A 25,928-nucleotide genomic window follows, 5' to 3' on the forward strand; every position below is an offset into this window, starting at 1 on the left:
GCCGTGAGCATCCTCGCCCGGACCTCCGGCGCTGTCCGCCGCCACACCTTCTCATACGCAGCCCTGGCCCCGGCGACCACCGCATCGATCTCCGCGGCGCCGGGTTCATGAAGAGTGCCAATCACCGTGCCGGTAGCCGGGTTAAGAATCTCCATCTCGAAGCCACCGGCGGGAACCGTCACCCCCTCCGCAGAGATGACTCCGATACGAAAGCGCCTTCCCTCCCGCGTGCCAGCAAACTCTTCGAACGTTGTCGTTGTCATCTTCGCGGTCTTCCTTCAGTCAGATGGGGATTTGATAGGTTGGTGGGTCCAGTAGCTGCTGTTAGGTACTGCTGTCGGCTTAGTCGCGCAGGATCGAAGAGCCCGGTTCGAGAGTTGCCAGCTTCTCGGGTGGTGCTGTTTCCCTTTGGTTGCTGGGTGGCACTCTGACGAAGAGCAACAATACGAACGCGAGCGAGAGTGCAACCAACGGAACGCTCATTCCCACGATGGTGTCGCCGGGAGTGGCTAGCTTGCCGATGAGAAACGGCCCGAAGAAGCCGCCGGCGGAAGCCAAGGAATTGATGACTGCGATTCCCACCACGGCCTGCCGCTTCGTGAGGATCTGACTGATCAGGGCCCAGTACGTAGGAATGTTTCCGATGACGCCGCATGCAAGCAGGACGAGGCCGATCATGCCCATCAGCGGGGAGCCACGGAACACTGCCGTCATGAGCAGGCCAATGATGGCGGTCGCGAAGCAGGACAGCACGATGAACTTCCGTCGTCCGGTGATGTCTGCATAGCGGACAAGCAGCAACATCACGACGGCACCGCACACGTACGGGATCGCGCCGTAAAGGCCGATGTTGGTCGGAGAGTATGACGGATTTAATTGCGACACAACCTGCGGGAGGAAGAAAGTCATGCCGTAAGATGCCACCCCGGCTAGTGCATTGATCAGGCCCAGGTACAGGATCTTGGGGTTCCGCAGGGCCCGCAGTTCGCTCGACTTATCGTGCTTGTCTTCGGGCATGGCTGCATACTCTTCGGCTATGGAATCTTCCAACCACTTCTTTTCGTCAGAACTGAGCCACTTTGCCTTGCTCGGGCGGTCAGCCAGCGTCAGGAGGATCCAGATGCCGAGTAGGACCGGCGGCAGGCCTTGAAGAATGAAGATCCAGCGCCAAGAGCTGAGCCCGAACCAGTCCGCGTGCTCGAGAATCAAGCCGCCACTTATGCTTCCAACAATAAGAGCAGCAGGCATGGCCAGCGCGATGGCACCGATTGCGCGGCCGCGGTCATGGTTCAGGAACCAATAAGTAAGGAACAGAATGAGTCCTGGGAAAAGCCCCGCCTCAGCGATACCCAGCAGGACGCGGGCGAAGTACAGCTGGGTAACCGAGTATACGAATCCCGTGGCCATGGTGACCAGGCCCCATGTGATCGCAATGCGTGCCAACCAGAGTCGGGCGCCGACCTTGGCGAGAATCATGTTGCTGGGCACTTCAAGGAGAACATATGCGACGAAGAAGATTGCGGCGACGGCACCGTACGTCGCAACGTCAATGCCGAGTTCCTTGCCCATTGTCAATTGCGCGTAACTGATGGAGGCGCGATCCATATAGTTAAATCCGTATAACAGGAAGGCCACCGGCAAAATTGTCCGTCTAACTTTCCTTATGACCGTCTTTCGGTCCACGGCCGGCTTGGCCGGTAAAGAATTTGTAGCCACGCTACCTCCTCGTAGGTGAGCCCGATATGGGGCTGGATATGCGGCACCGAAAGGTGCCAAGCTTGGAGAGCAGACATTCGTAACGCGAATGTTAAGTTAGTCAAAAACTTTATCCCTGCGGCAACTGCAGTGTTATGGGTAGCACACTGTGGCACTTGAGGGTCGAATGGAGGACTGGGGTTTGCCCAAAGAGTTGAAGCACATCCCCCATTAACTTACCTGTTAATGATATTCCGCTATATGGGATACGGTCAAGTACTTTTGTGACCTGTTCCGAACCAAATGCTTTCACTCCTGGTACTTCAACAGACGCCCAATATTGCCCGGATCTGTCAGCGGACCAGCGCCAAAACCTCAATAACGTCATCGCAGGTTTCGATATCCTGGATAAGGTCTTGCACCCTTTTGACATTTTCGAAGGGGACGGGATGAATCGATGCCTCTGCGCATTCGCTGAACTTCTGGCGCAGCTCTTCCCATGTCATCGGACGCTCAGGTGTGCCGGGCACTTCTGAACCCAGGCGTTCGATCCGGCGGCCGTCATGCATGACTAACTCGACTTTGCCATCAGGCAACTTGAGATTCCAATTAAAGGACTCATCGAATACGGGTTCGACCTTATTGGCCAGCGCGAGGACTTGCACGTCCTCGAGGGCATCTGTTGAGAAATCCCAAATACTCATTTTGCCCTTGACGAGCGCCAGTGCAACGGTGAATGGCAATGAGAATTTAGCATCCATCATCGTTTTGGGTTTCTTTCGTTCATCGAGCGGCGCTGTCATCCGCTGGGCGAAATCGCCGACGTAGACGCGCACTGTCTGGATATCTTCGATGACTATTGGATTTTCTCGCGCCAGTTCAATGGCCGCGTGAATGTAGGTATGGGCGTTGCCCACTGCAGGCCAATACTTATAGGTCATGCCTGCACAAAGATATTCAGACCCGAGGTTCTCGAGCATCTTTTCACGGTTATATTCTCCGTTGAAATAGACCTTGAAGATGCCGGCCTCACCTTCGAACAGGTTCTCCATCCCGAGCATCCCTTTCTGGGCAAGGAGAACGGCGTTCACGCAGCTTTGCGCTATAAACCCGGCATAAAGCCCGCGCAAGTTGCTGCCGATACCGAAGATCTGTTCCATGGTCCCGCCCGCTGTCAGGCTCACAATGCCCATGGCGTGCGCGATCTGCGTTGAACTGAGGCCCAGTAGCGCTCCGCAAGCCGCGACGCCCGAGTACACCCCGACTGCCCCCGACAAGTTCCAGTCCATATGCCAGCCCACGTTGCAGCGGAGCCGGATGAATAGCTCCTGGCCGACGGCCACTGCTGTGACCAACTCTTGGCCGGTTACTCCGCCTTTGCGCTCAGCCAATGCAAGGAGGGCAGGGACGAGGGAACTGTCCGGATGGGCGCCCCAGGGTGTCTGGCTGTCGTAGTCGAGTCCATGGGCCAGAGTGCCGTTCGCGAAAGCGGCTGCACCGGCTGGCACGCGGCCACCGAACCCAAGGATGCTTGCTTCTTCCTTGCCGCCGGCTTCCGAGACCAGTTCGATAAGGGGTTTAGTGGCCGGTTCCATTCCGCTCGCCCCGAGCATGACCCCGATTGTGTCCAGAAGACTTTTTTTGGCGGCGTCGACCGCCTGCGGCGGCAAATCCTCGAATCGAGTATTTGATGCGAATTTCGCGAGGTCGTGGGATAGGTCCATATTATTTGCCATGTGGTGTCTTTCTTTCGTGTCAGAAAATTTCATGCGGTCATCGCCGCGCGGTTTATCCGGCAAAGCGCATTTCTGGAAGGCCCCTTACGCCTAGCCCGTAGATCGCGAACAGACCACCGGCGCCAGGTTGTGTGGTCGGTACGCCATGCAACGCCTTCGACATGCTGGTGAAGTAGAGAACGTCGAGATTGCGACCGCCGAACATTAGGCTGGTGACGTTTCGAACGGGAACATCGATTTCGCGGTCAATCGATCCATCCGGTGCGTAGCGGATGATGCGGCCACCGAGCACTTTGGCATTCCAAAGGAAGCCCTCGGAATCGACGGTGGCACCGTCGACGGTACGGGCATAGTTCCGGTCGGAAACATGCAGGCGCTTGTTCGATATGTCGCCCGTGGCGATGTCATAGTCGTAGCTCCAAATGACCTTGTGCTCGGAATCGCCGAAATAGAATGTCTTATTGTCGGGGCTCCAGCACGGCGCGTTGGAACAGATCATTCCGGTCTCGATCTCTTTCACGGAAAGGTCGGAGTCCAGCCGGTAAAGAGACCCGTTTCCTGCCGGTTTCCGCAGGATGTCCACGCTGAGCGGATCGAAATCATAGCCCATTGATCCTGCAAAGAACCGGCCCGCGCGGTCGACCTTGCCATCGTTGAACCGATAGGCGGGTCTATCCGCTAAAGGGTTGGCGATGGGGGTGACTTCCTGCGTTCCAAAATCATAGAAATTGAAGCCACTTGCCAGCGCGAGAACAGCGCCCCCGCTCTCGCGCAACGCCATGGATCCGATATAGGTCGGAACATAGTAGGTGCGCACGTCGCTTCCGACTTCGTTGCAACTCCAGATTTCACACGCCGTGCTATCGATCCAGTAAAGTCGCTGCTCCCGGGCATCCCAGAGCGGGCCTTCGCCAAGATGGTTCTTGCAATCGACCAAAAGCTTAATTTCGGTCATCAACTCCACCTAACACTTTCGTGGCGCTCCGGGCGCCTGTACTTGCTCCTGCTGTCTTCCGCTGATCAGTGAAGCGCGCGCGTCAGAGGCATGCAGTCTGGCCGCCATCTACCGAGACGACCGAACCAGTCATGAAGCTTGCGTCATCGGTTAGGAGAAATACGATAACGGCAGCAATTTCCTCCGGGTAGCCAATTCGCCCGATCGGATGCTTCGCGTTGATACGGGCGACAGCGGCGGGATCTTCCATCATGTACTCGACCAGGGGTGTCCTGGTCATGCCCGGAGCGACCGCATTGACCCGGATACCAAGGGGTCCAAGCTCGGGCGACATGGATTTTGTTATGCCGGAGATCCCGAATTTCGAAGCGACGTAAGAGAGCCGGTTCGGCACACCGAGGACACCGGCGCCCGAAGAAATATTGACGATAGCGCGCGGGCCGCCGTCGTCTTTCACTGCCAGCACGAAGGCTTGGCACATATTGATTGTTCCGTCGAGGTTCACCGCCATGATCTTGCGGTGTTTTTCCGGATCGGTGTCGACGATGCTGCCTTCGCCCGTAATTCCCGCGCAGTTAACCAGGCCGTTGAGTCCGCCCAACTTCTCACGCATCTCGGCGAGAAGCGCCACCGTCCCACCGTGATCACAGACATCGAGGACCGCCCCATGGATGCGGTCTCCCTCTGCGGCAGCTGACAGAGCGGCGTCGACACCGGCTTGAGTGACGTCGACAGCTACCACTGTCGCCCCCTCAGCCAGCAACCTCTTGACACTGGCGGCGCCAATACCGCTGCCGGCGCCTGTTACAACTACAGTTCGCCCTTCGAATCGCTTCATCGAGACTCCTCTTGTGTTTCTGCTGACCCTCGTGGTCGTGGCCATGTTGGACACGGGAGAGTGCGCAAGCTGTTTTGTATATGAATTAGAGTTTCATATACGCGCTGACGCGTCAATAGGCATGTCTCTCAGTTGGGCTGAGTTCGTAACAAACTGCGGTCACGTCTGGACGGGGTGGGGAACTCATGGCTTTAGTGGAGCTTGGGCAGGCCAGAGGAAGGAATCGCGTTTGAGTGCGTGCGGCATGGGCCGCCTCCAGCGTCCGCGGCGACCGTAGAACTTCGCCCTCGGGTTCGAACCGAGCTAAGGAACGGCGGACCGTCTGAAATGCAGGGATCCCGGAAGGGGGAGTAGTCGGAGTAGTCAGACTGTACGAGGGCAGCTCTCCGGGTCTGACCCGTCAGCTGATCGGCGTCCGTCTCTCAGATATTGTTCAGTCGCCTTTTGAGGCACCGGCACCCATGCGCCGGGACAATTCCTTGCACGTTTCCACCAGTAACTCGCGTGCTTGATCGACCGGCACATTGCCCATGCCGTTGAGGCGATGGATGAAAGGCGTGGTCATGGCAGCTACAGCCTTCCCCGTGTAGTCGAAGACTGGCGCTGAGATGTTCGTGACCCCTTCGATCGTGAGCGACTTTCCCTGGCAGAATCCGGCCTTGCGGACCTCAGGCAGATCAGAAAGGAAGCGCGCCCGGCGCGCACTGGTCTCGTTGCCTGCGAGCATGAGCAGGTTCTGAAGTTCCGTGTCTCCCATGAACGCTGCAAGAACCCGGCCAGAGGCGGAATCGTCAATGGGGATCTGTGAGCCCAAACGAACCGTGTTCACGTTGGTGTCCGGACAATCCACTTGAGCAATAACGAGCAGCTTCCCGGAGCTAAGAATGCAGAGGTGAATGCTTTGACTGATGCGATTCGCGAGCTTCTGCATCTCATCGCCAGCAATGACTGTCAGGCGACGAATGATCGGTTGCCGATGCGCGACTTCAAACAGTTTCGTCGTTAAGTGATAGCGCTCGCCCTCGTTGAGCTCTACGTAGCCGCGTTCGCGCAGCACCATGAGCACGCGGAAAATCTCCGAGGTGGTTCGGCCGAGTTTCTTGCCGATTTCTGCTTGGCCCAGACCACTATCCTCGGAGGCCAGGAGTTCCAGGATGTCGAGTGCCTTGGCCAGAGCCGGGGCCCGATACTTTCCCTCGTCTGTTTCTGTTTGCACGCCCGCCCCGCTTTTCCTCCCCATCCGCGGTGGAGGGGGTTACAAGTTTTATATATAAAACCTATCTGTTAGCGCCGAATCGGGCAAGCGGTAGATCTCTGGCCGTAGCCCTCTTGTGCACCTGTTGCCGGAGGAGTGGCGCATGTGTGCCGATATCCCAAATCGCAAGGCATTATGTGCTTCGGCCGGTGGGGACAGGTGGTTCCCCGCGGGACTGCTATGCCTCCACGGGAAGGCGCCACAACGGCTACCCGCACGAAGAACACAGGCCGGGCCTCTGGAATCAGTACTGGACTCACCCTGCTTTTCGCTCTTGTAGGTGGCGTAGGCGTGGGAAACCTGTATTGGGCACAGCCGCTGCTCGGGGGGTATTGCCGTGGAGCTAGGCGTCTCGCCGGGCTCCTTGTGACACTAAGCCAGGTGGGATAGGCGTTTGCAACTCTTGCCGCTGGAGCCCGGCAGATCGGCCAGTGACAGCGGGCTCTCTCGGAGTACGCGCAGCCGTTGTTCGAGTTACCTGCCACGGAAGACAGCTGTCTACAGCAAGCGCGGAGGTCACGGCTGGAAGCGGGACCAGTGGATTCGCCAGCCACTTAGACATTGATGTTGATGTCGATCAGGGGATAAGCCGGACGCTCAAATAACTTCGCCCACTACCAGGGCATGCCGAACGGATCAGCGACGGGCCACGCGTCCGCGGGCTCCTTGGAAGAAACGGGCAGTGATGATTTATGGTGCCGTTCCTGGATCTTCACTGATGGGACGGTCCACCAGCCAGACAATCTCTCCCTGAATAGCGCCAGGATGTGCATGACCCCCCGCAGGGTAGTCGGGCCACGTCCACTCATAGCATGCTTCCTTCATGAGGCCACGAATCGATTCCGTCATCACAACCTGTACTAAGTCCCATAATGCAGGATATCCTGAAATTGCGGCGAGTGCTAGAACCTAACCGCATCCATCTACTAAGGAGCAAACACATGAGTCCCGTAATCGTTGTGGGAGTCGACGGCAGCAAAACGGCAAATAAGGCGGCAGAGTCAGCCAGGGACCTTGCTGCAGCGCTGGGCGCGTCCCTCCATGTGGTATCAGCCTTCGACAGCGACCGGACCGAAGTTCTCGGCAGCGGCAGCGATCAGCGGGTTGTCTCCGACGCGGATGGTGCCGAGCATGTGGCCCGCAGTGTCGCGGAAACCTTGGGCCGGGACATCAATGTCACCTACTCGTCAGCCCGAGGCCGCCCGGCGGACGCCCTCATCAAGGAAGCTCTCCGCATGGAAGCCCGGATCATCGTTGTAGGTAACCGGAAGATGCGCGGCATTGGCCGCGTCCTCGGCAGCGTGGCCAACAGTGTGGCCCACAACGCCCCTTGCGATGTCTATATCGCAAACACGTACGACGTCGACTGATACGCCGGTTTTGAGGATGGTCCGTTCATCTAGAGAGAACGATGCCCGGACCTGCCTGACCTGCCGCTGGCCGGGCAGCGGCTTTCAGCATCTGGCGTCCTGCCGCTGCTGTTCGGCGGTCTCTGGTGCTTCCTGCATCGGCTGATCGTCATCTGGCTCCTGATCCGCAAGAGCGGGATGACGCCACTCGATGCCGCCCACCGGATCTGTCGGTTCAGCATTCAATCGTCGCTGGCCAACCCTGCTGCTGTTCGTCGTGGTAGCCTCCGCTGATTATCACTTCCGGCGCCATCATGAAGCCCTGTCGGACTGGACCGGGGGTCACCCGGGCCGTGAGCGTCATGGTCTGAATCCCTGTCGTCCTGATCATCACGGAAACGCTGCTCGGCCGGAAAAAGCTGCCCGCCAATGGACGTACCTGGTGGGGGTTGCTGCAGAAGCCTGATCATCGTCGCCGTCGCAGCGCCCCTGTCCGCGACGGCGACACTGGCGGCCGTCGGAACGGTGGCGTTGAAACCCTCGGTGCGGCCGGAATGCCGGCATCAGCTGCCGCCGTTGCCGTCCTGGTCCTCTCCTTCTGCGAAGCCGAAGTACCCCCAATGCGGCGCCCCACCCCATGTTGCCTGTGGCATTGCTGACGTAAACCCCATCAAGACCTTCAGCCGCCTGCTCACCCACTACGCCCTGCCTCTGCTCGGCATCGGCACTGGATAGGACAGATCACCTTACTTCCCCGGAAGGAAACCACCCCATGGCATTGGCCGCAAGACGGTTAGGCCTTCGTTCTCTTCGACGAGGTCACCCGAACTCCGGTCCGCTACACGAACCGGTTCGGCATCGAGACCGCCGCTGACCTGTACCGTGCGACGGGCCTCGAGGAGTCCGCCACCCATGCGGCCATCGTTATCGGACCGCCGCAATTCCTTGGAAGACGATCTCTCACGTCCCAGCTCCGTTCCGGCGTGAGGGCCGCTGGCCAGCCCGCCCACGTTCCGGTTTTCCAACTTGAGGACCAAAAGACCAACCCTATGCGGAGAGTGTGGCTTCGAGACCTACGGTGGTGCACAGGATGGAGTCACGAGATAGGCGGCAAGCCTCGTCGCTCACCCCCGCACAAGGGTCCTCAGGAGCTTAAGTGCCACAGATACCGAGGCGAGATCTGTCTGACCAGGCGCGGTGGCTTCGACAACCGTCTCCTTGACCTTCCTGAGCTGGTCTCGATGGGTGTGTTCCCACTGCGCTATCCACTCGCTGGGATGCCCGTGCTGGGTACCGAGATTGCGGATGGTCTGGAGCGCCGAGACGGTCACATCGGCTACAGCAGCATAAACGTCGTCGTAGAGAGCTGACCTGGCCAGAGTTTCCCATCTAGTCTGAACGGGAAGATCCGTGATTCTCAGAAGCATCCTCAGCGCGCCGGTGCGCTGGAACACGGCGTAATAGAGATCAGCGATCCGTTCAATAGGCTGATCGCTCTGCTCCGCGATGAGAGAGATATCCAAGACTGGGAAGCCGGAGGAAATTTCGACGGCGCGATGTGCGAGGTCACTCGGGAAGCCGACGGCTTCCCACCGCGCCGCGGGATCCTGTTCGAAAGCATTCTCATCTGCCCGCTCATCGATGACATTTCTATTCCGCTGCAGACCCATGGCGGGCAGGATCCTGCTGAGGGCCACTTCCACTGCCTGGTCACGGTGATCGTGGGTCATATACCAGCGCACCGAGCGGTCCAGCATCCTTCGCACATACAAAGTCAGTTCGACCCCCCGCTCAGTAGGAACGGCGGGAGGCAGCGACGCAATCCTCTCCATCACCCAGTCGAGACCGAAGGCCTCCCGGATCACCGTAAACGCCCTCGCGAGGGCTGCCGCGTCTCCGGTGTTTTCCTCGAGGGCCCGGAAGGCGAAAGTGATACCGCCGAGGTTGATGATGTCGTTGGCCAGGACGGTGCAGATGATCTGCTGGCGCAGGGAATGGGAGGGGAGGTCGGAGCCGAAGCGTTCGACGATCTGGTGGGGGAAGTAGTCCCTGAGGATGCGGTCGAACCAGGGGTCGTCGGCGACATCGGTATCGGTGAGCTCGCGGGCGAGTTCGATCTTGGCGTGGGCGGCGAGGACGGCGAGTTCGGGAGCGGTGAGGCTGCGACCTGCGGTGAGGCGGGCGTGGAGATCGTCGGTTGTGGGGAGGGCCTCGAGGGTGCGGTGGAGGTCGGCTGCCTTCTCGAGCCAGTCCATGGCTCGTTCGAAGGAGGGGCTCCAGTCCCTGACGAGGACCACGTCGTTGCGCAGGAGGGTGTTCTGGTCGCGGTTGTTCTTCAGGACGTGGCGGGCGACGTCGTCGGCGAGGGAATGCAGGAAGCCCGCGCGCTCGCCAGGGTCCATTCGCCCGGCCGCGATCATGCGGTCCAGGAAGATCTTGATGTTGACCTCGTGATCAGAACAGTCCACCCCGGCGGAATTGTCGATCGCGTCGGTGTTGACCAGCACCCCGTTCAGGGCGGCCTCGACGCGGGCCCGCTGGGTCAGGCCGAGGTTGCCGCCCTCGACCACGATCCGGGCCCGCAGCTGACTGGCGTTGATACGGACGGTGTCGTTGGCCTTGTCCCCCACGTCCCGGTTCGTCTCGGTCGAGGCCTTGACGTAGGTGCCGATCCCGCCGTTGTAGAGCAGGTCCACCGGGGCTGCCAGGATCTCCTGGATCAGCTCGGACGGTGTCAGCGCCGCCGTCGTCCCCGGGTTCCCCAAGGCAGCCCGCACCTGCGGGGTCAGAGGGATGGACTTGGCGGTCCTAGGGTAGACGCCTCCGCCGGGGCTGATGAGCGCAGGGCTGTAGTCAACCCAGGAGGAGCGAGGAACGTCGAAGAGACGGCGGCGTTCCTTGAACGAGACCGCGGAGTCGGGGTCGGGGTCCAGAAAGATGTGGCGGTGGTCGAAGGCGGCCACGAGGCGAGTGTGCGCGGAGAGTAGCATGCCGTTGCCGAAGACGTCCCCGGACATGTCCCCGATGCCGACGGCAGTGAAGTCCTGAGCCTGGCAGTCCACCCCAAGCTGGCGAAAGTGCGCCTTCGCCGACTCCCATGCGCCGCGAGCGGTGATGCCTAGCCGCTTGTGGTCATAACCCACTGACCCGCCGGAGGCGAAAGCGTCCCCGAGCCAGAACCCGTATTCCGCGGCGACTTGGTTGGCGGTGTCGGAGAACGCCGCAGTGCCCTTGTCCGCAGCCACGACAAGGTAAGTATCGTCCTCGTCGTGCCGTACCACCCGCTCGGGGGGCACTACCCGGCTGTCTGGCAGGGCCAGATTGTCGGTTACGTCGAGCAGGCCGCGGATGAAGTCGCGGTAGGCCTCGGTGCCCTCGGTGACCCAGGCGGCCCGGTCCACCCCCGGGTCGGGGAGGCGCTTGGGGTAGAAGCCGCCCTTGGCGCCGGTGGGTACGATCACCGAGTTTTTCACGATTTGCGCCTTCGCCAGGCCCAGGACCTCCGTGCGGAAGTCCTCCCGCCGATCCGACCATCTGATCCCGCCACGGGCCACCGGCCCGAACCGCAGGTGCACCCCCTCCACGCGGGGCGAGTAGACCCAGACCTCGGAGCGCGGCCGCGGGTAGGGGGCCCAGGGAAGGTGGGAGGTCTGGAGCTTGAAGCTCACAAACGGCCGGTCCCGGTAAAAGTTCGTCCGGGTCGTTGCCTCGATCAGGCCGACGAACGTCCGTAGCAACCGATCCGCATCCAAGGAGGCGACGGCGTCAATCGCCTCTGCTACTGCAGTACGGGCACTGGCGATGCGGCCACGACCATCACTGCCGAAAGCGGGATCGAACCGGGACTGGAACAGGCCCAACAGCGCGTGGGTCGCCTGTGCGTTCGCCAGGAGCGCATCTACGATGAAGTCGTATGAGTTCGTCGTCCCGAGCTGGAGCAGGTACTTCGCATACGCCCGCAGGATTGAAACCTCACCCCAGCTAAGCCCCTCCGTCAGCCCGAGAGCGTCTAAACGATCAGACTCTGCCTCTCCTTGCATGGCCGCGCTGAATGCACCAGCAAGCACCCAGCTCGACTCCAGCGCATCGACCCCGGCCGGGTAGGTCACGCCGAGATCGTACAGAAACAAGGGCCGGTCCGGCGCGCGTACGATGTCGAACGCACGCTCGTCCATCACCACGAGGCCTAGATTGTGGAAGATGGGCAGGATCTCCGTCAGGCTCCGGGGTCGAGTGAGATAGAGCCGAATGCGCGCTGGGTGCGCGGAGACGATCAGAACGGGATCATCCAACGGCCGTCCGCCGGTTCCGTCGAGATCGAACTGCTCGAAGCGTTCAATGTCGTCGACAGCAGCCGCGACGTCGACCCCTACTCGATAGTCGAGTGGGAAGGCTGCTGACCACAGGGCGGAGAGGCGGGCGGCCGCCTCGGGCATACGAGCGTGCAGAGCGTCGTCGAGCCGCTCCGCCCAGTGCAACGCCCGCAACAGGCTCGGCTCGATCTCGGCTCGATCGACCCCGCGCGTAGACGCGCCGCTCGGCAAGTCTTCGTCAGCCATAACCCCTGCGCCTCCCGCGGGTGGAGCCGCCCCGAGACGGTTCGTTGAGGCAGGATCCTCCCACGTGATCCATCATCGCCGCGCCCGGCCCCCACGTCTACCGGTAACAGCCCCCAGGATGCGACCTCCTGCAGGGTTGCGGGAATCTCCACGGCGTCGGCTGCTGCAACCTCCACGGGTGCCTCCATCGGTGCGAGCAGACCTTTTCGCAGGAGGCAAATATCGTCGACGATCTCCGCCTCGCTCCTCACGGGATCCGCAACAGGGCTAGCGGTCCAGCGTCGCTGTTGCCGCCGTGGTGTGAGAAAGTTTGCGGTTGCCTTGCCCCGGGCTCTGGCCGCGAATGAGGTTTGGGGCGAATCATGGAGGTGTCTGCCGCGATGGACGCCGGTCCGTCTGTGGTGCTGTGGCTGAGCTTTGGGGCTAGCGTGGCGCGGAGGGCTTCCACGGTAACCGTGGATTGTTGCCTTTGGAGCACGAGTGTTAGATTCTTCTGTTTTCCCTGTCCTCCCCTCGGCAGACGCCGACATGACGAGGTCAAGGTGACAGGAGGAACAGCCCTGGATATCGTGCACGAGCGGGCTGCCGGCCTGGATATTTCCAAAACGCGACGCGAAGGTCTGTCCCCGGCTGCCAGGGCAGCGGGCCGGAACCTACACCTCCACGGTCACAACGTGGGGCGCACCCACAGGCCAGATCCTTGCCTGCAGGACTTCCTGGAACGCGAGCCCGTCACCACGGCCGTCATGGAGGCCACTGGAAACCCTTCTTCTATCAACTCGAAGAGACGCTGCCGGTAATGCTGGTCAACGCCAAGGCCGGCGTCAACTTAGATGGAAACGGACAACAAAGTGGGAGCCTGGCCGCACGCCGGGTCGAAGCGGCGACGGAGTTTTCGCAAGCACAACATCTACTCCCGTGCTTCGAACGCCGATAACTCGCTTTTGTCCGGCTAATGCGTGGACACGACGTTCTGGGATTCGGTGGTCGGCCAAGCGTTGTCTTGCTGTCGGTGGGTAGCACAACCAAGAAGCCGGATGGCAAGGGTTTGGGCCTAGTCATGTGGTTGTGTGCCTGAAAGCTCATGAGATGGGTGAAGGAGGTGTCGCCGCGATGACGTTTTTGATTGTTGGCCGTCGTGTATGTCAGTCGTTGAGTGCCGTCACCCGTGCGGGAGGCCTCATCCAGAGCGTGGGACGGTGCGAGCCTGTACGTCGTCCCGGTTTCGCCGGTGAACAGAAGAACCGCTTTCCCTCAGCAGGGGACGCGGTTGTTGTTTGGAGCGCGCAAAACGTCGAATTTAGGGGTGTGCACAATGTGCACACTTTTGCCGTCGGACTGGGTCGTAAACGGGGCGGATCGGGCCGGATTCCGCATGTTTCCGGGACTTCCCAGTGTTTGCGGGGGCTGGAATGCAGTTCGAGTCCCACCTCGGGCACAGTGTTTTCCCTCGTCAGAGGGGTTTCAGCTTTAACGTGTTGACAAAGCTTGTGGTGGCGTCCCTCTGACGCTAGGTTTGCGGGCTGTGGCCTGGCTGCCGCGGGGCCTATTCAGGTGTGTGGGTGGCGGGATCAGGGTTCTGGCCAGTGGGCCCTCCGCCTGCTGTGATGGGGCTATCCGTCCTCCTTTACGGTTTGTTCTGATGGCCGTGGTTGGCCATCAATCATTCATGGCTAAAAGTTGTGTTGACGACATGACCAAGGCGAAGCTGGCTTCCAGGATCTTCGCCGCATAGCTGCCTCGTGCGGACCAGGCAGTGGGCTCAACGCGCGGTTTGTCCGGCCAAAGACGTGTTGACATTGTCAACACCCTGTCCACGGCACATTGTGACCTGCATTTTGCTCACCCTCCCGCACCCCTTTTGGCTGCTACCAGTTCATACGTCTTGGCGTTCTCCAGGACATGACCTGAGGCAAAATTGGTGTCCGTCGCGTTGCTAAGTTCATGCCTGCCGCACACCGGTCCGACATGACCCGCCACCTTGGAGGATTCGCGAAACCCTGCGATGCGCCGCGCAATAGGGACCGCCGGCCCGCAACACGTTTCAATTCGCCATGTGGTGGCTGCTCGACGGCCATAGGCTCCGGCAAGAAGCCCGAGGATACGTTGCACTCAAAACCCCGAACGGCGGAGACTGAGGGTGTGTGGGACTGAACCCCGCCTACTTTTGCAGTGTTGGTGCAGTTCAGGCGCGTCTCAGGCTCAGAAAGTGCACAAATCTCCCGACAACTGTGAACATAACTAAGCCTCTGCTTCAAGCCGCGACAGTGAACTGCAGCACGGCTCTTACGACGGTGTCCATCCGATCCCAGTCCGGCGCAGTGTCAGATTCGCCGAACAGGAGGAGCTCCATCGGGAGGTCCAGTCCGGGCATGTCGGCGCGGTATCTGTCTCCGAGTTCGGGAATTTGGAGTTGGGCGACCACCTCGGCGAGCTGTGCCGCCGTCGGATCCGCCCCGTCCTCGAGGAAGGCTGGACCAGAGTCCTCGGGCCGCGGCTGTCCGCTCGGCGGAACTCTGCGCCAGGGCTGTCCTAAGGTGAGTTTCGACGTCGGCCGTGAACTCCGTGGGTCTGATCGATCTCTCTAACGGTCAACGCGGCGGTCACCTTCGCTTTCTCGCCGCCGGCACCGAGACGACGAAGTTACGTTCATGGAACAGCGGGGCCGAGGCATCATTTGCGTACTTCCAGCTAGAGCAAGTCCGCTTCTTGCGGTGAGTCGGAACGAGATGCTGGTACCGGATGCGACTCGGAACGTCGCCCTCAGCAGCGCAAGAATTCGCTCAAGTTTGTGATCCGTTAGTGGAGATCCGCAATCCTCGCGGCGTGTTTGCCGGCGCCCAGAGTCCGCCTGTTGGACACCTGGAGGAGGTGAATGAATATGGTGGAAGGGGTATTTCTGTGATTGGCATGGTTGGCGCCTTTCCATAGGACTCTCCTACGTAGCGGGGGTTGAACTGCTGGCCGTTATTGCGCGAGGTAACCACCGTCGACGGGTAGCGAGACGCCGGTAATGTATGTTGCCTCAGGGCTGGCCAAGTATGAGACGGCCCCAGCAATGTCTGCCGGTTCGGCGATGCGTTTGAGGGGAATGGCACTCGCCACGCGTTGCCTTGTTGCTTCGGGGTCGTCTCGGCTCGATACCCACTCCGCATAGAGAGGCGTATTGGTCATCCCCGGTGCGACCGCATTGACGCGGATATTGTACGGGGCGAGTTCGACGGCGGCCGCCCTGGTGAGCGCCAGCATGGCCCCTTTGCTTGCGCTGTAGAGGGACATCGTGGGGACGCCGATGCTGGCCAGCCGAGAGGTGATGTTGATGATTGCCCCTCCTTCACCTCGTTCACGCATTGTCCGGCCGGCTGCCTGCAGGCACGAGATGGCTCCGAAGGTGTTGGTCTCAAACGTTTGCCGGACCTCGTCCGTTGGCGTGTCGAGGAGCGAACCGATGTGGTCGATCGCTGCGTTGTTCACGAGCACATCGAGGCGGTCCGCAATTCGTAACGTGCGCTCTATGAGTATTTCTGCAGCGCGGTGCTCGGTGAGGTCTGCTCGTACAAAATGCACTTGGTCCCCGAGTTCGCGGGCGGTCCGTTCGCCCCTCTCCAGTGACCGGCCAGAGATCACGACAATGAATCCGTCGGCCGCGAGCCGCTTAGCGATTTCTGTGCCTATGCCAGAAGTCGCTCCGGTAACCAGTGCAACCCTTGTTTTCGGAACTGACGTAGCTGTCACGCGCGCTCCATCCTTGAGATTTCAAGCTGCTACTCCACCGCCGCGCCAAGCCGTTCGACGCCTTGTGTGATCCGATCCGGGGACGAGGTGGCGAAGAAGGCAGGGCCGGGTATATATGCCACTCCGTGGCGCAAAGCCGTAGGGAACGAGTCTTCGGTGTCGATTTTCCCTAGCGGCCTTTCAGGATAATTGGGTGCACAGCCACTGGGCGGCGGTCTTCTTCGGCGTCAGATTCGGATTGCCCGTGGAGGCGATTTTTATCCTTTGGTCTTTCCTCTTAGTGGGGATTCCTGAGTAACTGCGCTCCGATGGGTCGCCTCAATCAGCTGGTGTATTCCAGGAGGCCAATCAATTGCCTGAAGCCTTCGGCGTGTGCCCGGCTGAGTTCGAGTGAGACGGGTTGTGGGTCAGAGGAGAACTTTGCTATGACAGTGTCGCTGATGGGGTCAATCCAAATGAATTGGCCGTGGATGCCTGCAGCGTAGACCGTGCCTCGGCTATCTCCGGGGACCCACCATTGATTCCGGTATGAGCCGTTGGGGTGGACTTGCTGGTAGGCGGTTCCTCTGGCCAGTTGCGGGTCTCCGCCCTGCATCGTGTCGTTAATCCACCATGATGGGACGACCGTTTGCCCGTTGGCTTTCCCGTCGTCCAGCATGAGCTGTCCGATCTTGGCCAAGTCTCGTGCGTTGCAGGCGATTCCTCCGTTCGCAAATGCGAAACCACCGGAATCGGTGGTGATGAGTGCATCATCGAGTGTCCCAAGCTGGGACCACAGTTCGTCGGAGACGACTTCGGCGTATCGCTTGCCGGTGACGTTCTCGATGATCCATGCCAGCACATCTGTACTGGCCGAGCAGTACTGAAATGATCGGCCGTGTTCTCCTGCAGCTTTGAGGAGCGTGAGGAATTCGTAAGTGTCCTCTGGGTCTGTTTCGAGCTTGGGGCGCCAGCCGGCGATTCTGTCCTGCTGCTGGACTTCAGCGGCCGCGTCCAAGTAGTTCTCGCTGTACCGGACTGCGGCGGTCATGTCTAGCACGTGGCGGACCGTCGCGTTCCCGTAAGCGCTTCCCTTTAGCGGCGGGACGTAGTGGTGGACAGGCTGTTGCGTGTCTATGAGTCCCCGGCCCACCAAGACGCCCATAGTAAGCGCGCAGACGGATTTGGAAACAGACATCAGGACGTGCCGGTCGTGCGGCTGGAAAGCGCCAAAATAGCGTTCCATGACCAGTTCACCGTGCTGAAGTACGACGATGGCATCTGTGTGCGTGGATTCCAGGAACTCCTCAACACTGTGCCACCTATCCGCGTGTTCCGGTGCGGCTGGATGGTTTCTAGTAGGGGGCTCGGATGTGCTGCCTCGACGGATCGTTGCGGTAGTGATGAGTTCACTGATGTGAGCGAAGCCCCAGCGGTTGAAGGGGCTTTCCTGCCAGTTTTCCAGGGTGACGTCCTCGCTGAAGTCCTGGCCGGCGTAGCGGTCGATCTTGCCGGGGCTGGTCAGGAGGGAACTGTTAGCTGTTGTCTCTAGCATGTTTAGTCGTTGCCTTGCGTGGTAAGGGTGGGGCGAGCGTGGGAATCGGCCAATTCGGGTCGGCCGTGCCCTGGGGCTGCCTCGAGGAGTCTGCGGGTGTAGTCGTGCCGTGGGTCTGTGAAGATCCGTTCGGCTGGTCCGCTTTCTACGATCTTTCCGGTCTTCATGACGGCCACCTCATCGCTGAGATAGCGGACGACGTCCAGGTCGTGGGAGATGAGCAGATAGGTGAGCCCTTTTTGTTGCTGCAGGTCCTGGAGCAGGTTCAAAATCTGGGCTTGGACGGAAACATCAAGGGCGCTGGTGGGTTCGTCCAGGATCAGGAGACGCGGCGACGTGGCCAGGGCGCGTGCTATGCCGACGCGTTGGCACTGTCCTCCCGAGAGCTGATGCGGGAGCCGATGGGCGTGCTCAGCTCCCAGTCCGACCTCATCCAGCAGATTGTCTATTCTTGCTTGGAGGGCGTGCCCTTTCAGGGCAGTGTGGGCCCGAAGTGGCTCTGCCACTGAAGCGCCGATAGTCATACGTGGATTCAATGATGCCACAGGATTCTGAAGTACTATTCCCATCCGGGAACGGATAGTGCGCAGTGCCTTGGGTCCGAGTTTGCCGAGGTCATGGCCTTCAAATATTGCTCGCCCGGATGTTGGGCGCATCAGTTGCATGGCGCAGCGGGCGAGGGTACTTTTGCCGGAGCCGGATTCTCCGACAAGGCCGTAGACCGTACCTTCCTTGATGCTGAGGGAGACGTCGTCGACAGCGGTGAAGACTCTTCTGTGGAGCGGGAACGTTTTGACGATTTTTTCGAGGGTGAGAACGCTGGTCATAGTTCGCCTTCCCGGATGCAGGCGACTGCCTGGTGTGGCCCGGTCTCTGTAAGCAGCGGGTCGGTGAGTGAGCAGTCAGTGACTGCATGTGAGCAACGGTTCCTGAAGGCACACCCGGTGATGGATAGGAGGTTCCCCGGGACTGTTCCAGAGATGGCGGTCAGTCGCTGGCCGTGGGTTCGCCCTGCTGGGAGGGCGCCGAGGAGGCCGCGGGTGTATGGGTGGCGGGGGTTGTTCATGACCGCGTCGACGGTTCCGGTTTCGATCACCCTGCCTGCGTAGAGGACCGCCACCCGGTCGCAAACATCGCGGATGATGCCAAGGTTATGGCTGATGAGCAGCACCCCGAACCCGAACTTGTGTCTGAGTTCGTCAATGAGGACCAAAATTTGCCGGGCCACAGTGACGTCAAGAGCCGTTGTGGGCTCATCCAGGATCAACAGCCGGGGCTGGCGTAGCAAAGCCATGGCAATCATGGCCCGCTGCAGCATTCCGCCGGACAGTTGGTGCGGATAGCTGCGGTAGATCCGTTCAGGGTCGGGTAGGCCGACCAGGCTTAGGTGACGAATGATTTCAGCTTTGCCTTCGGACCTCGAGATTTGTCGGTGCCGGCTCAGGACATCGCTGAGTTGGCGGCCAAGCGTGAAGACAGGGTTGAAGGCAGTTCCGGGGTTTTGGAATACGATGGCCACCGAGCCACCTGGTTCTGACGATGCCTGTGAGGGATCGTTGCCGACGGTCACCTGCCCCGTGCGCCGTGCACCGCGTGGAAGGATTCCCAACGCTGCGAGTCCTGTCAGGGACTTCCCGCACCCGGTTTCCCCCACCAGGCCGAGGATTTCACCGGCGGAAACATCGAGGCCGATCCCGCGGACGGGACGGTTGGTAACCTTTCCCCGGTCGGTGAACTCGACGTTGAGGTCTCGGATGCTTAGTACGTGGGTCATCGCTTTACCTGCCTGGGGTCAAGGAGGTCGCGCAGCGAATCTCCGAGGAGGTTGAATCCCAGCACGGCCAGAAAGATGGCCAGCCCGGGAAAGGTGGCTATCCACCAGGAACTGAATATGAGCCCGCGTCCTTCGGCGACCATCAGACCCCAGTCGGGCAGGGGTGGCTGAGTTCCAAGCCCGATAAATGCCAGGGAGCCGGCGGCCAGGATCACAGTGCCGATGTCGACGGTAGCTTGGACGAGGATGGGCGTCATGCAGTTGCGGAGTATATGGCGGCTGATGATGAGCAGTTGCGGAATGCCCATGGCCCGGGCAGCTTCGACGTAGGAGCGCTCCCGAAGGGATCTTGCTTCCGCTCGTACAAGGCGCGCATACCAGGGCCACCAGCTGATGGCCAAGGCGATGCCGGCGTTGGTCAGGCTGGGCCCGAGGATCGCAACGGTCACCATGGCCAGGAGCAGAGGCGGGAAGGCCTGGAAGACTTCGGTCACGCGCATCAAGGTTTCGTCGAGCCAGCCACCGCAGTATCCGGCGACTGCGCCGAGGGGAATGCCGATGAGGGCCGCGGCTGCAACAACGCTGGCAGAGATGGTCAGCGCTGGGTTCGCTCCCATGATGATGCGGCTGAGAACGTCACGACCGAGTTGATCGGTGCCGAGCCAGTTCAAGGCGTTGGGAGCGAGGTTTCGGGCGGAGGCATTGGTCGCCCCTATGCCCTGATCAGGGAAGGGTGCCAGCCATTGCCCAAAAACAGCCAGGATTACGACAAGGACGATGATCATCGCGCCGACCGCGGCCAAACGGTCACGGCCCAGGGTCTGTTTGAGCAGTTTGATCGGTTTGAGGGTGGTCTGTTCTCCAGCAGGATCGGGTTGGGTCGGGGCGGAGATTTGGGTGGTGGGGCTCATGACATGCTCACTCTGGGGTCGATTCGGGATTGCAGTATGTCCACCAGAAGGTTGGCCAGCAGGTAGGCTGTGGCGCCCATGAGCGTGATTGCCATGATGGCTGGGTAGTCCACTGCAAGCATGGAAGATGTAGCGAACTGTCCAATCCCTGGCCAGTTGAAGACAGCTTCGACGAAGAATGTTCCGGTCAGGGCGTAGGCTGCAGCCATTCCTGCGATAGACAGGACGGGTGGTAGGGCATTCTTCAGGGCCAGGCGCCAACGGATGGCGGTCTCCCTCAGACCGTAGGCCCTGGCGGTGAAGATGTAGTCCTGGTTCATGACATCGAGCATGGCGGCCCTGGTCATTCGTGCAACGAGCCCGAGAGGGTAGGCGGCCAAGGTGAGGGCCGGCAGGATCATGTGCTGTAACCCATCAGTGAAGGCCATGCCGTTGCCTGTGACCATGCTGTCTAGCAGGGGAAGCCCGGTCACGTGAGTGATGGGGTTGGAGTATTTGATGGAGTTGCTGAATTGCCCTGTGGCAGGAAGGATTCCCAGCCCCCCAACGAACAGGAGTTGCAGGAGCAGCCCGAGCCAGAACGCGGGCACGGAAATCCCTCCGATGGAGAGGAAGCGAATTGCTCCGTCGATGAATCCGCCGGGACGCCGGGAGCCAAGCACTCCCAAGATGACCCCTGCCGAAACAGCGAGAACCATGGCAAACCCGATGAGTTCCAATGTGGCTGGGAGGCGGGTGAACAGCTCATCCAACACGGGGCGTTTTGTGGCAAGCGACTGACCCCAGTCTCCGGTGAGCAGGTTGCTCAAGTATTCGAAGTACTGAACGAACATGGGGCGATCAAAACCCAGCTCTTGGCGGACACGGTCAAGCTCTGCCGGCGGAGCCTTGGGACCGGCGAAAATTACGGCAGGGTCGCTGGGAACGACACGAGCCAGGACGAAGACGATCACTGTGAGCACGGCGAGAACCAGCACCGATGTGATGAGCCGTCTGAGGACGAAGCGCAACATGGTTCTCCTTATCTTTGACGATGGAATGAAGGTCGGGGCAGGGGAGGCGAACCCCGGTTCAGCCTCCCCTGCCCCCGGGTCTCTGATGGGCTGGCTATGCAGCGGGTTTCATGGATGCAAAGAACACCGTGAAGGGGTAATTTTCGTTGAACTGGGAAACGTTCAGTCCAGCGGGAACTACGGAGACTCCGCGGGCATCGTAGAGAAATGCTGCAGGAGCTTCCTTGTACAGGAGGTCCATGGCTTGCTCATAAAGGTCTTGGGCTGCAGCCCTGTCCGTTCCTGTCAACGTTGCCGCCTTGTCCACCAATTTGTCGTATTCCGGGGATTTCCAATAACTCAGGTTGAAGGATGGCTTTTCGCTGGAACGGAACAGAGTGGTGAGGTTGTCACTGCCCGCGTCGCTGTACGTGGGCCAGTAATACAACACAAAGATGTCCTGAGCCGTTGCGGGATCTGCTTTGGCAGCATCCCACTGCTGATTGAACAACTGGGCCTTGACCTCCACTTCCACCCCTATCTTGGCGAACGCATCCTTGATCAGTGGGACAAACCGGGCTTCTGCTGGGTTTTCTGAGGCATAGCTAAGAGTGAGCTTCAGGCCGTCGGCATGACCAGCTGAGGCCAACAGCTGCTTGGCCTTTTCCAAGTCTTGGGAGTATTGAGGGACGTCCTGGCTGTAGGGGAAGATGCCACGGGGAGCAGGGCCGTGGGACTGCGTACCGTAGCCCTGCGCTCCGACGTCAATGATCTCCTTGTACGGAATCGCGTAGCTGAGCGCGCGGCGGACCTCGGGGTCGTTCAGTGGTGCGCGGCTCGTGTTAAACATGGCCAGGAAATTGAACGGAGAGTTGAAGTCTTTCACCGTGAACTTCGGATCATTGGCCAGTGTCTTGGCATTTTCCAGCGGAATGCTGGTGGCATAATCGACCTCTCCTGCGGTCAACATTTGCTGGGCGGTTACGGCATCGGGTGTGATGGAGATGTCCACCACATCGAAATGCGGGGCCTCTTCTTTGTTCCAGTGGGCCTCGAACTTTTTCAGCACGATCTCAGAGCCGGGCTTGTAGGAGTCGACGGTGTACGGCCCCGAGCCCGCGTCGATACCGGCATCAAAGTACTTCTCGTCCTTTGCCGATGCCGCCAGCGCCTTCGGGGAAACGATCCAGGCACCGTACGTGGAGGAAGCAACGAGGTCAATCGGGGCCGCGTACTTGAGGTTTATCGCGACTGTAGAGTCGTCAGGCGTCTCAACGCTCTCGACCGGTGCCCAGATAAACGATGCAGCTGCCCGCTCCCTGGCGGCATCAATGCTGGCCTTGACGGCAGCAGCATTGACAGGCTCGCCGTCATGGAAGGTCGCACTCGAACGGATCTTAAAGGTCCAGGCCTTTCCATCCTCGCTGGAGCTCCAGGACTCGGCGATGGCCGGCTTGAATTCTTCGGCCGAACCTTCCGGGTTCTTCCATAGCAAAGGCTCGTAGATGTTTCCCATGTACAGGGCCTCGGTTGAAAAGGAACGCACCGGATCCCACGTGGTAACGGCGGCAGAGGCGGCCACGGAGAATACATCCGGTTCCGAAGATACCTTCGGGGCCGGCGTGCAGCCCGCTGAGCTTAAGGCAAGAACAACTGTGGCGGCCGTAGCGAGGACGGTCCGAGCCGGGTGTGGAAATGAGAGTGCCAACAGAGACTCCTTGAAGAAGGGAGGGAAGTGTGACGAGTCTAACTAGATGTACCTATGCCTGGGAAATGCCTATTATGAGTAAAACTCATACCTTGGAGGCATAGTGGACTTGAGGCACCTGACGTATTTCCTGAGCATCGCTGATGAAGGATCAATCAATGCTGCGTCACGCTCTTTGATGGTCGCCCAGCCATCCTTATCCCGGCAGCTTCGCTCCTTGGAGAAGGAGCTCGGGCTCACCCTCTTCGATAGAACAGGAGCCAAATTATCGCTGACCGCGGCGGGCACTGCGTTTCTGCCCATCGCCAAGGACCTGGTCACCCGCGCCGCCCAGGCCAAATCATCCGCACGGGCGATGGCCGGAGGTTCGGTGCAACGGCTTACGATAGCGGCAGCCTCTGCCACCATCGCCGACATCATCGCCCCTTTCATTGTTTCGCAGGGGCCCGATGGAGTCCTGACCAATGTTGTCGAGGCGACCCCCGAGCTTGTCTACTCGGCGCTGCAGGACGGTAAGGCCGACTTTGCTCTGGGAACAAAGCCCCCACCGTCCGAGCTCAAATCCGTTGTTGTTGGCAGGGCGTTTCTTTGGGCCCAGTGCAACGCCAAACACCCTCTTGCCGGGAGGGAGAAAATCAGCCTCCAGGAACTCGTCCAATGGCCTCTCATAACCATGACAGCTGATTTTGGCGTCCGCACGATGTTCGATGATGCTGTTAGCACTGAGCGCCTCACCTACACGACTGGATTTGAAGTACGCTCCGCCGTGGTCGGCCAAGCCTTGGCAGCCGCCGGCAAAGGCATCTGCGTGCTCTCGGATGATCCGAATTTCGGGGTGCACGCAATGCCCATCACTCATCGCGGAAAGGACCTCGTGTTCACTCTCTTCGGCGTCTGGAATCCGCTGCATTTCGCCGCGCCCGCGATAAGGGAGTGCCTGGACAACCTTTCGGGTTTCACCTCGGAGCTGTACCCGGCCGCTCGAATATAGAATGCAGCCAATCCTAAAACTCTCGACACCGGACCTTTCGTGACTCTGGGGGAGTGGCCGGACCAGCCCCACTTTGGAGAGATTTCATGGTTTGCCTTGAGTTTTTCACTGCCCCTCGTCAAGCCCTTCTCCTCGCGACAGGACTCCAGTCGGGGCCGCCGACCATCCGTTCGGCCGGAGCACACTGACGCATTGAATGCGCCCCGCCGAATGGCGCACCCTTAACCTGGTTGTGTCCGTTGTTGTTCGGGAGAGTCAGCTGAGATGCAAGTTGCTGCCGGTCTTGGTTTTTACCATGTTCGTCGCGTAGGTGATCAGGAATTGGTACTCGTCCTCCGGTGTCAGGTCGCCGAGAAGGACGTCCATTACGAGGCCGTCCTCGAGGGCTACGAAGCTCCGGGCCAGGAATCCCGTCGGCGCCGACAAGGTGAAGGTATCCTCCTGCACGCCTCGTTCCAGAATTCCCTTGTAGAGGTTCGTTTGGCGCTCCACAAACGCCATCTGCTGTCGAGCAGCTGCTTCATTGCGCAGATAAACCGGGATGAGTTCCACGAGGATTCGGGAAGCGGTTTCGCTTTCGCCAGGCCACGGTACGCCTGAATGGATGCAGGCCCGCAGTTGGGCTTCAGGGTCACTTTCGGCCCGGATGCGGGCCTCCCTGCGGTCACAGTACTCCGTAACGCCTTGATGAAAGACCTCGCTGAAGAGCTCGTCGACGTCCCGGTAGTAGTACAGCACCGCAGCGGGCGTGACGCCGGCTTCGTTTGCAATGTCGGAAAGGCGGGCCGCTGATGACCCTCTGTCGAGCAGGACTCGACCAGCTGCTGCTACGAGTTGATCCCGGCGTTCTGTCTGATTCCGTGGTCTTGCCATGGACACAATGCTTTCACACTCACCTCGAAGTGACCCTTGACACACCCCGGTTCGTTAATTAATCTTTAATTAATAGTTAGTTAATGAATACTCCCACCCAAGGAATGCCACTGTCATGACCCGACTTCTTCCCCTAGCTCTTGTGCAATCACCTGCTGAGTCCTTGACTGATTTTGCTGCTGGTCTCGAGCGGAGGGTCAAGACGCATGCGGTCGCCGACCTTTTCGTTTACCCGGAGCTTCACTTGAATACGGCAGATTCTCCGGGCCCTGCGGACCGGCAGGCCTACATGGAAGCCTCGGCCGAACCTCTTGACGGCCCGCGCTGCCGCGCCCTTGCCGAGCTCGCCGGAGACCTTGGGATCTGGGTTTTGCCTGGCAGCGTGCTTGAACGTGGCACGGACGGGCGAATCTACAACACCGCCGTTGTCTACTCTCCGGAAGGAAAGGCTGTGGCCAGCTACCGAAAAATCTTTCCATGGAAGCCATATGAAACGGTCTGTTCCGGCAAGGACTTCGTGGTCTTCGATATGCCCGGCTACGGCCGAGTCGGTTTGTCGATTTGCTACGACGCGTGGTTCCCCGAACACAGCAGGCATCTGGCATGGATGGGGGCAGAGCTCGTCCTCAACGTTGTCCAGACCCCGACCAACGATCGTGTGCAGGAAGTTGTTATCAGCCAAGCCAACGCAATCGTCAACCAGAACTTCGTCGCAAGTGTAAACGCAGCGGGCCCGCACGGGGTCGGCCGTAGTCTCCTGGTTGACCCTGAAGGCCGCGTGCGGATCTCTGCTACGGGGCCCGAAGACGCAACCTTGATCGATGTCATCGACCTGGACCAGGTAGTAAATGTCCGTCAGCATGGCACAGCGGGCGTCACCCGACCGTGGGACCAATTCGTCGAAAACGACGACGCCATTCCATTGCCGCTCTACGCGGGCCAGCTTGATCCCCGCCTCTGGCGGCAGACCAACTCCCCGTCAACCCCGACCAACCTCAGCACTGCCCCAGCCTAAGGAAAACC

The 25,928-nt window shown here is 60.0% G+C and carries 19 protein-coding genes; 3 read left to right on the forward strand and 16 right to left on the reverse strand.

Going from position 1 to position 25,928, the window contains the following annotated elements:
• The 6 genes from J2X42_RS12010 to J2X42_RS12035 all read right to left on the reverse strand — a co-directional run.
• Positions 1-263 (reverse strand): aldehyde dehydrogenase family protein (locus tag J2X42_RS12010; RefSeq protein ID WP_310165404.1); only part of this gene is annotated, 263 nt, incomplete at its 3' end.
• 79 nt (positions 264-342) lie between these two features.
• A complete protein-coding gene (locus tag J2X42_RS12015; RefSeq protein WP_310165406.1) occupies positions 343-1,716 on the reverse strand; it encodes an MFS transporter in 1,374 nt (457 codons plus the stop codon).
• A 332-nt stretch (positions 1,717-2,048) separates the two neighbouring features.
• Positions 2,049-3,494 (reverse strand): MmgE/PrpD family protein, encoded by a 1,446-nt coding sequence (locus J2X42_RS12020; RefSeq protein ID WP_310165407.1) that lies wholly within the window; start codon positions 3,492-3,494, stop codon positions 2,049-2,051.
• On the reverse strand, positions 3,484-4,386 hold the full coding sequence (locus J2X42_RS12025) for an SMP-30/gluconolactonase/LRE family protein (protein WP_310165408.1): 903 nt from the start codon (positions 4,384-4,386) through the stop codon (positions 3,484-3,486). Before J2X42_RS12025 ends, J2X42_RS12020 begins: the two co-directional genes overlap by 11 nt.
• Before the next feature lie 82 nt (positions 4,387-4,468).
• On the reverse strand, positions 4,469-5,224 hold the full coding sequence (locus tag J2X42_RS12030; RefSeq protein ID WP_310165410.1) for an SDR family oxidoreductase: 756 nt from the start codon (positions 5,222-5,224) through the stop codon (positions 4,469-4,471).
• 433 nt (positions 5,225-5,657) lie between these two features.
• Positions 5,658-6,440 (reverse strand): IclR family transcriptional regulator, encoded by a 783-nt coding sequence (locus J2X42_RS12035; RefSeq protein WP_310165412.1) that lies wholly within the window; start codon positions 6,438-6,440, stop codon positions 5,658-5,660.
• A gap of 980 nt (positions 6,441-7,420) precedes the next feature.
• Here J2X42_RS12035 and J2X42_RS12040 point away from each other — a divergent pair.
• The gene (locus J2X42_RS12040) at positions 7,421-7,849 is read left to right on the forward strand and encodes a universal stress protein (protein ID WP_310165413.1); all 429 of its coding nucleotides are present in this window, start codon (positions 7,421-7,423) and stop codon (positions 7,847-7,849) included.
• A gap of 1,103 nt (positions 7,850-8,952) precedes the next feature.
• On the opposite strand, the gene J2X42_RS12045 is transcribed toward J2X42_RS12040, so the two are convergent.
• The 9 genes from J2X42_RS12045 to J2X42_RS12085 all read right to left on the reverse strand — a co-directional run bounded on the left by J2X42_RS12045 (position 8,953) and on the right by J2X42_RS12085 (position 22,849).
• On the reverse strand, positions 8,953-12,387 hold the full coding sequence (locus tag J2X42_RS12045) for an NAD-glutamate dehydrogenase domain-containing protein (RefSeq protein WP_310165415.1): 3,435 nt from the start codon (positions 12,385-12,387) through the stop codon (positions 8,953-8,955).
• Positions 12,388-14,641: 2,254 nt separating this feature from the next.
• The gene (locus J2X42_RS12050) at positions 14,642-14,812 is read right to left on the reverse strand and encodes a hypothetical protein (RefSeq protein ID WP_310165417.1); all 171 of its coding nucleotides are present in this window, start codon (positions 14,810-14,812) and stop codon (positions 14,642-14,644) included.
• Positions 14,813-15,354: 542 nt separating this feature from the next.
• Positions 15,355-16,122: an SDR family oxidoreductase gene (locus tag J2X42_RS12055; protein ID WP_310165419.1), complete on the reverse strand. Its 768-nt coding sequence runs from the start codon at positions 16,120-16,122 to the stop codon at positions 15,355-15,357.
• Positions 16,123-16,444: 322 nt separating this feature from the next.
• The gene (locus J2X42_RS12060) at positions 16,445-17,656 is read right to left on the reverse strand and encodes a serine hydrolase (protein ID WP_310165420.1); all 1,212 of its coding nucleotides are present in this window, start codon (positions 17,654-17,656) and stop codon (positions 16,445-16,447) included.
• A gap of 2 nt (positions 17,657-17,658) precedes the next feature.
• On the reverse strand, positions 17,659-18,483 hold the full coding sequence (locus tag J2X42_RS12065) for an ATP-binding cassette domain-containing protein (RefSeq protein ID WP_310165422.1): 825 nt from the start codon (positions 18,481-18,483) through the stop codon (positions 17,659-17,661).
• A complete protein-coding gene (locus J2X42_RS12070; protein WP_310165424.1) occupies positions 18,480-19,430 on the reverse strand; it encodes an ABC transporter ATP-binding protein in 951 nt (316 codons plus the stop codon). Before J2X42_RS12070 ends, J2X42_RS12065 begins: the two co-directional genes overlap by 4 nt.
• Positions 19,427-20,341, reverse strand: coding sequence for an ABC transporter permease (locus J2X42_RS12075; protein WP_310165426.1), 915 nt, complete (start codon positions 20,339-20,341; stop codon positions 19,427-19,429). The genes J2X42_RS12070 and J2X42_RS12075 overlap by 4 nt, the downstream gene beginning before the upstream one ends.
• A complete protein-coding gene (locus J2X42_RS12080) occupies positions 20,338-21,351 on the reverse strand; it encodes an ABC transporter permease (RefSeq protein ID WP_310165428.1) in 1,014 nt (337 codons plus the stop codon). Before J2X42_RS12080 ends, J2X42_RS12075 begins: the two co-directional genes overlap by 4 nt.
• A 97-nt stretch (positions 21,352-21,448) precedes the next feature.
• The gene (locus J2X42_RS12085; protein ID WP_310165430.1) at positions 21,449-22,849 is read right to left on the reverse strand and encodes an ABC transporter substrate-binding protein; all 1,401 of its coding nucleotides are present in this window, start codon (positions 22,847-22,849) and stop codon (positions 21,449-21,451) included.
• Positions 22,850-23,144: 295 nt separating this feature from the next.
• Between J2X42_RS12085 and J2X42_RS12090 the strand changes: the two genes are divergently transcribed.
• Positions 23,145-24,032 carry a LysR family transcriptional regulator gene (locus tag J2X42_RS12090; protein ID WP_310165432.1) on the forward strand — a complete coding sequence of 296 codons (888 nt, stop codon included), beginning with the start codon at positions 23,145-23,147 and terminating at the stop codon, positions 24,030-24,032.
• Between the two features lie 255 nt (positions 24,033-24,287).
• On the opposite strand, the gene J2X42_RS12095 is transcribed toward J2X42_RS12090, so the two are convergent.
• Positions 24,288-24,905, reverse strand: coding sequence for a TetR/AcrR family transcriptional regulator (locus J2X42_RS12095; protein ID WP_310165434.1), 618 nt, complete (start codon positions 24,903-24,905; stop codon positions 24,288-24,290).
• Between the two features lie 115 nt (positions 24,906-25,020).
• Between J2X42_RS12095 and J2X42_RS12100 the strand changes: the two genes are divergently transcribed.
• Positions 25,021-25,920 (forward strand): carbon-nitrogen hydrolase family protein, encoded by a 900-nt coding sequence (locus tag J2X42_RS12100; protein WP_310165436.1) that lies wholly within the window; start codon positions 25,021-25,023, stop codon positions 25,918-25,920.
• Positions 25,921-25,928 lie beyond the last annotated feature (8 nt).

This window comes from Arthrobacter sp. BE255 (genome assembly GCF_031457335.1).
GTDB lineage: Bacteria > Actinomycetota > Actinomycetes > Actinomycetales > Micrococcaceae > Arthrobacter.

Excerpts from the sequence above, each read along its gene's own strand:
- J2X42_RS12025 (WP_310165408.1), bottom strand. The coding sequence starts at position 4,386 with ATGACCGAAATTAAGCTTTTGGTCGATTGCAAGAACCATCTTGGCGAA.
- J2X42_RS12030 (WP_310165410.1), bottom strand. The coding sequence starts at position 5,224 with ATGAAGCGATTCGAAGGGCGAACTGTAGTTGTAACAGGCGCCGGCAGC.
- J2X42_RS12040 (WP_310165413.1), top strand. The coding sequence starts at position 7,421 with ATGAGTCCCGTAATCGTTGTGGGAGTCGACGGCAGCAAAACGGCAAAT.
- J2X42_RS12045 (WP_310165415.1), bottom strand. The coding sequence starts at position 12,387 with ATGGCTGACGAAGACTTGCCGAGCGGCGCGTCTACGCGCGGGGTCGAT.
- J2X42_RS12060 (WP_310165420.1), bottom strand. The coding sequence starts at position 17,656 with ATGCTAGAGACAACAGCTAACAGTTCCCTCCTGACCAGCCCCGGCAAG.
- J2X42_RS12065 (WP_310165422.1), bottom strand. The coding sequence starts at position 18,483 with ATGACCAGCGTTCTCACCCTCGAAAAAATCGTCAAAACGTTCCCGCTC.
- J2X42_RS12070 (WP_310165424.1), bottom strand. The coding sequence starts at position 19,430 with ATGACCCACGTACTAAGCATCCGAGACCTCAACGTCGAGTTCACCGAC.
- J2X42_RS12075 (WP_310165426.1), bottom strand. The coding sequence starts at position 20,341 with ATGAGCCCCACCACCCAAATCTCCGCCCCGACCCAACCCGATCCTGCT.
- J2X42_RS12085 (WP_310165430.1), bottom strand. The coding sequence starts at position 22,849 with ATGGGAAACATCTACGAGCCTTTGCTATGGAAGAACCCGGAAGGTTCG.
- J2X42_RS12095 (WP_310165434.1), bottom strand. The coding sequence starts at position 24,905 with ATGGCAAGACCACGGAATCAGACAGAACGCCGGGATCAACTCGTAGCA.
- J2X42_RS12100 (WP_310165436.1), top strand. The coding sequence starts at position 25,021 with ATGACCCGACTTCTTCCCCTAGCTCTTGTGCAATCACCTGCTGAGTCC.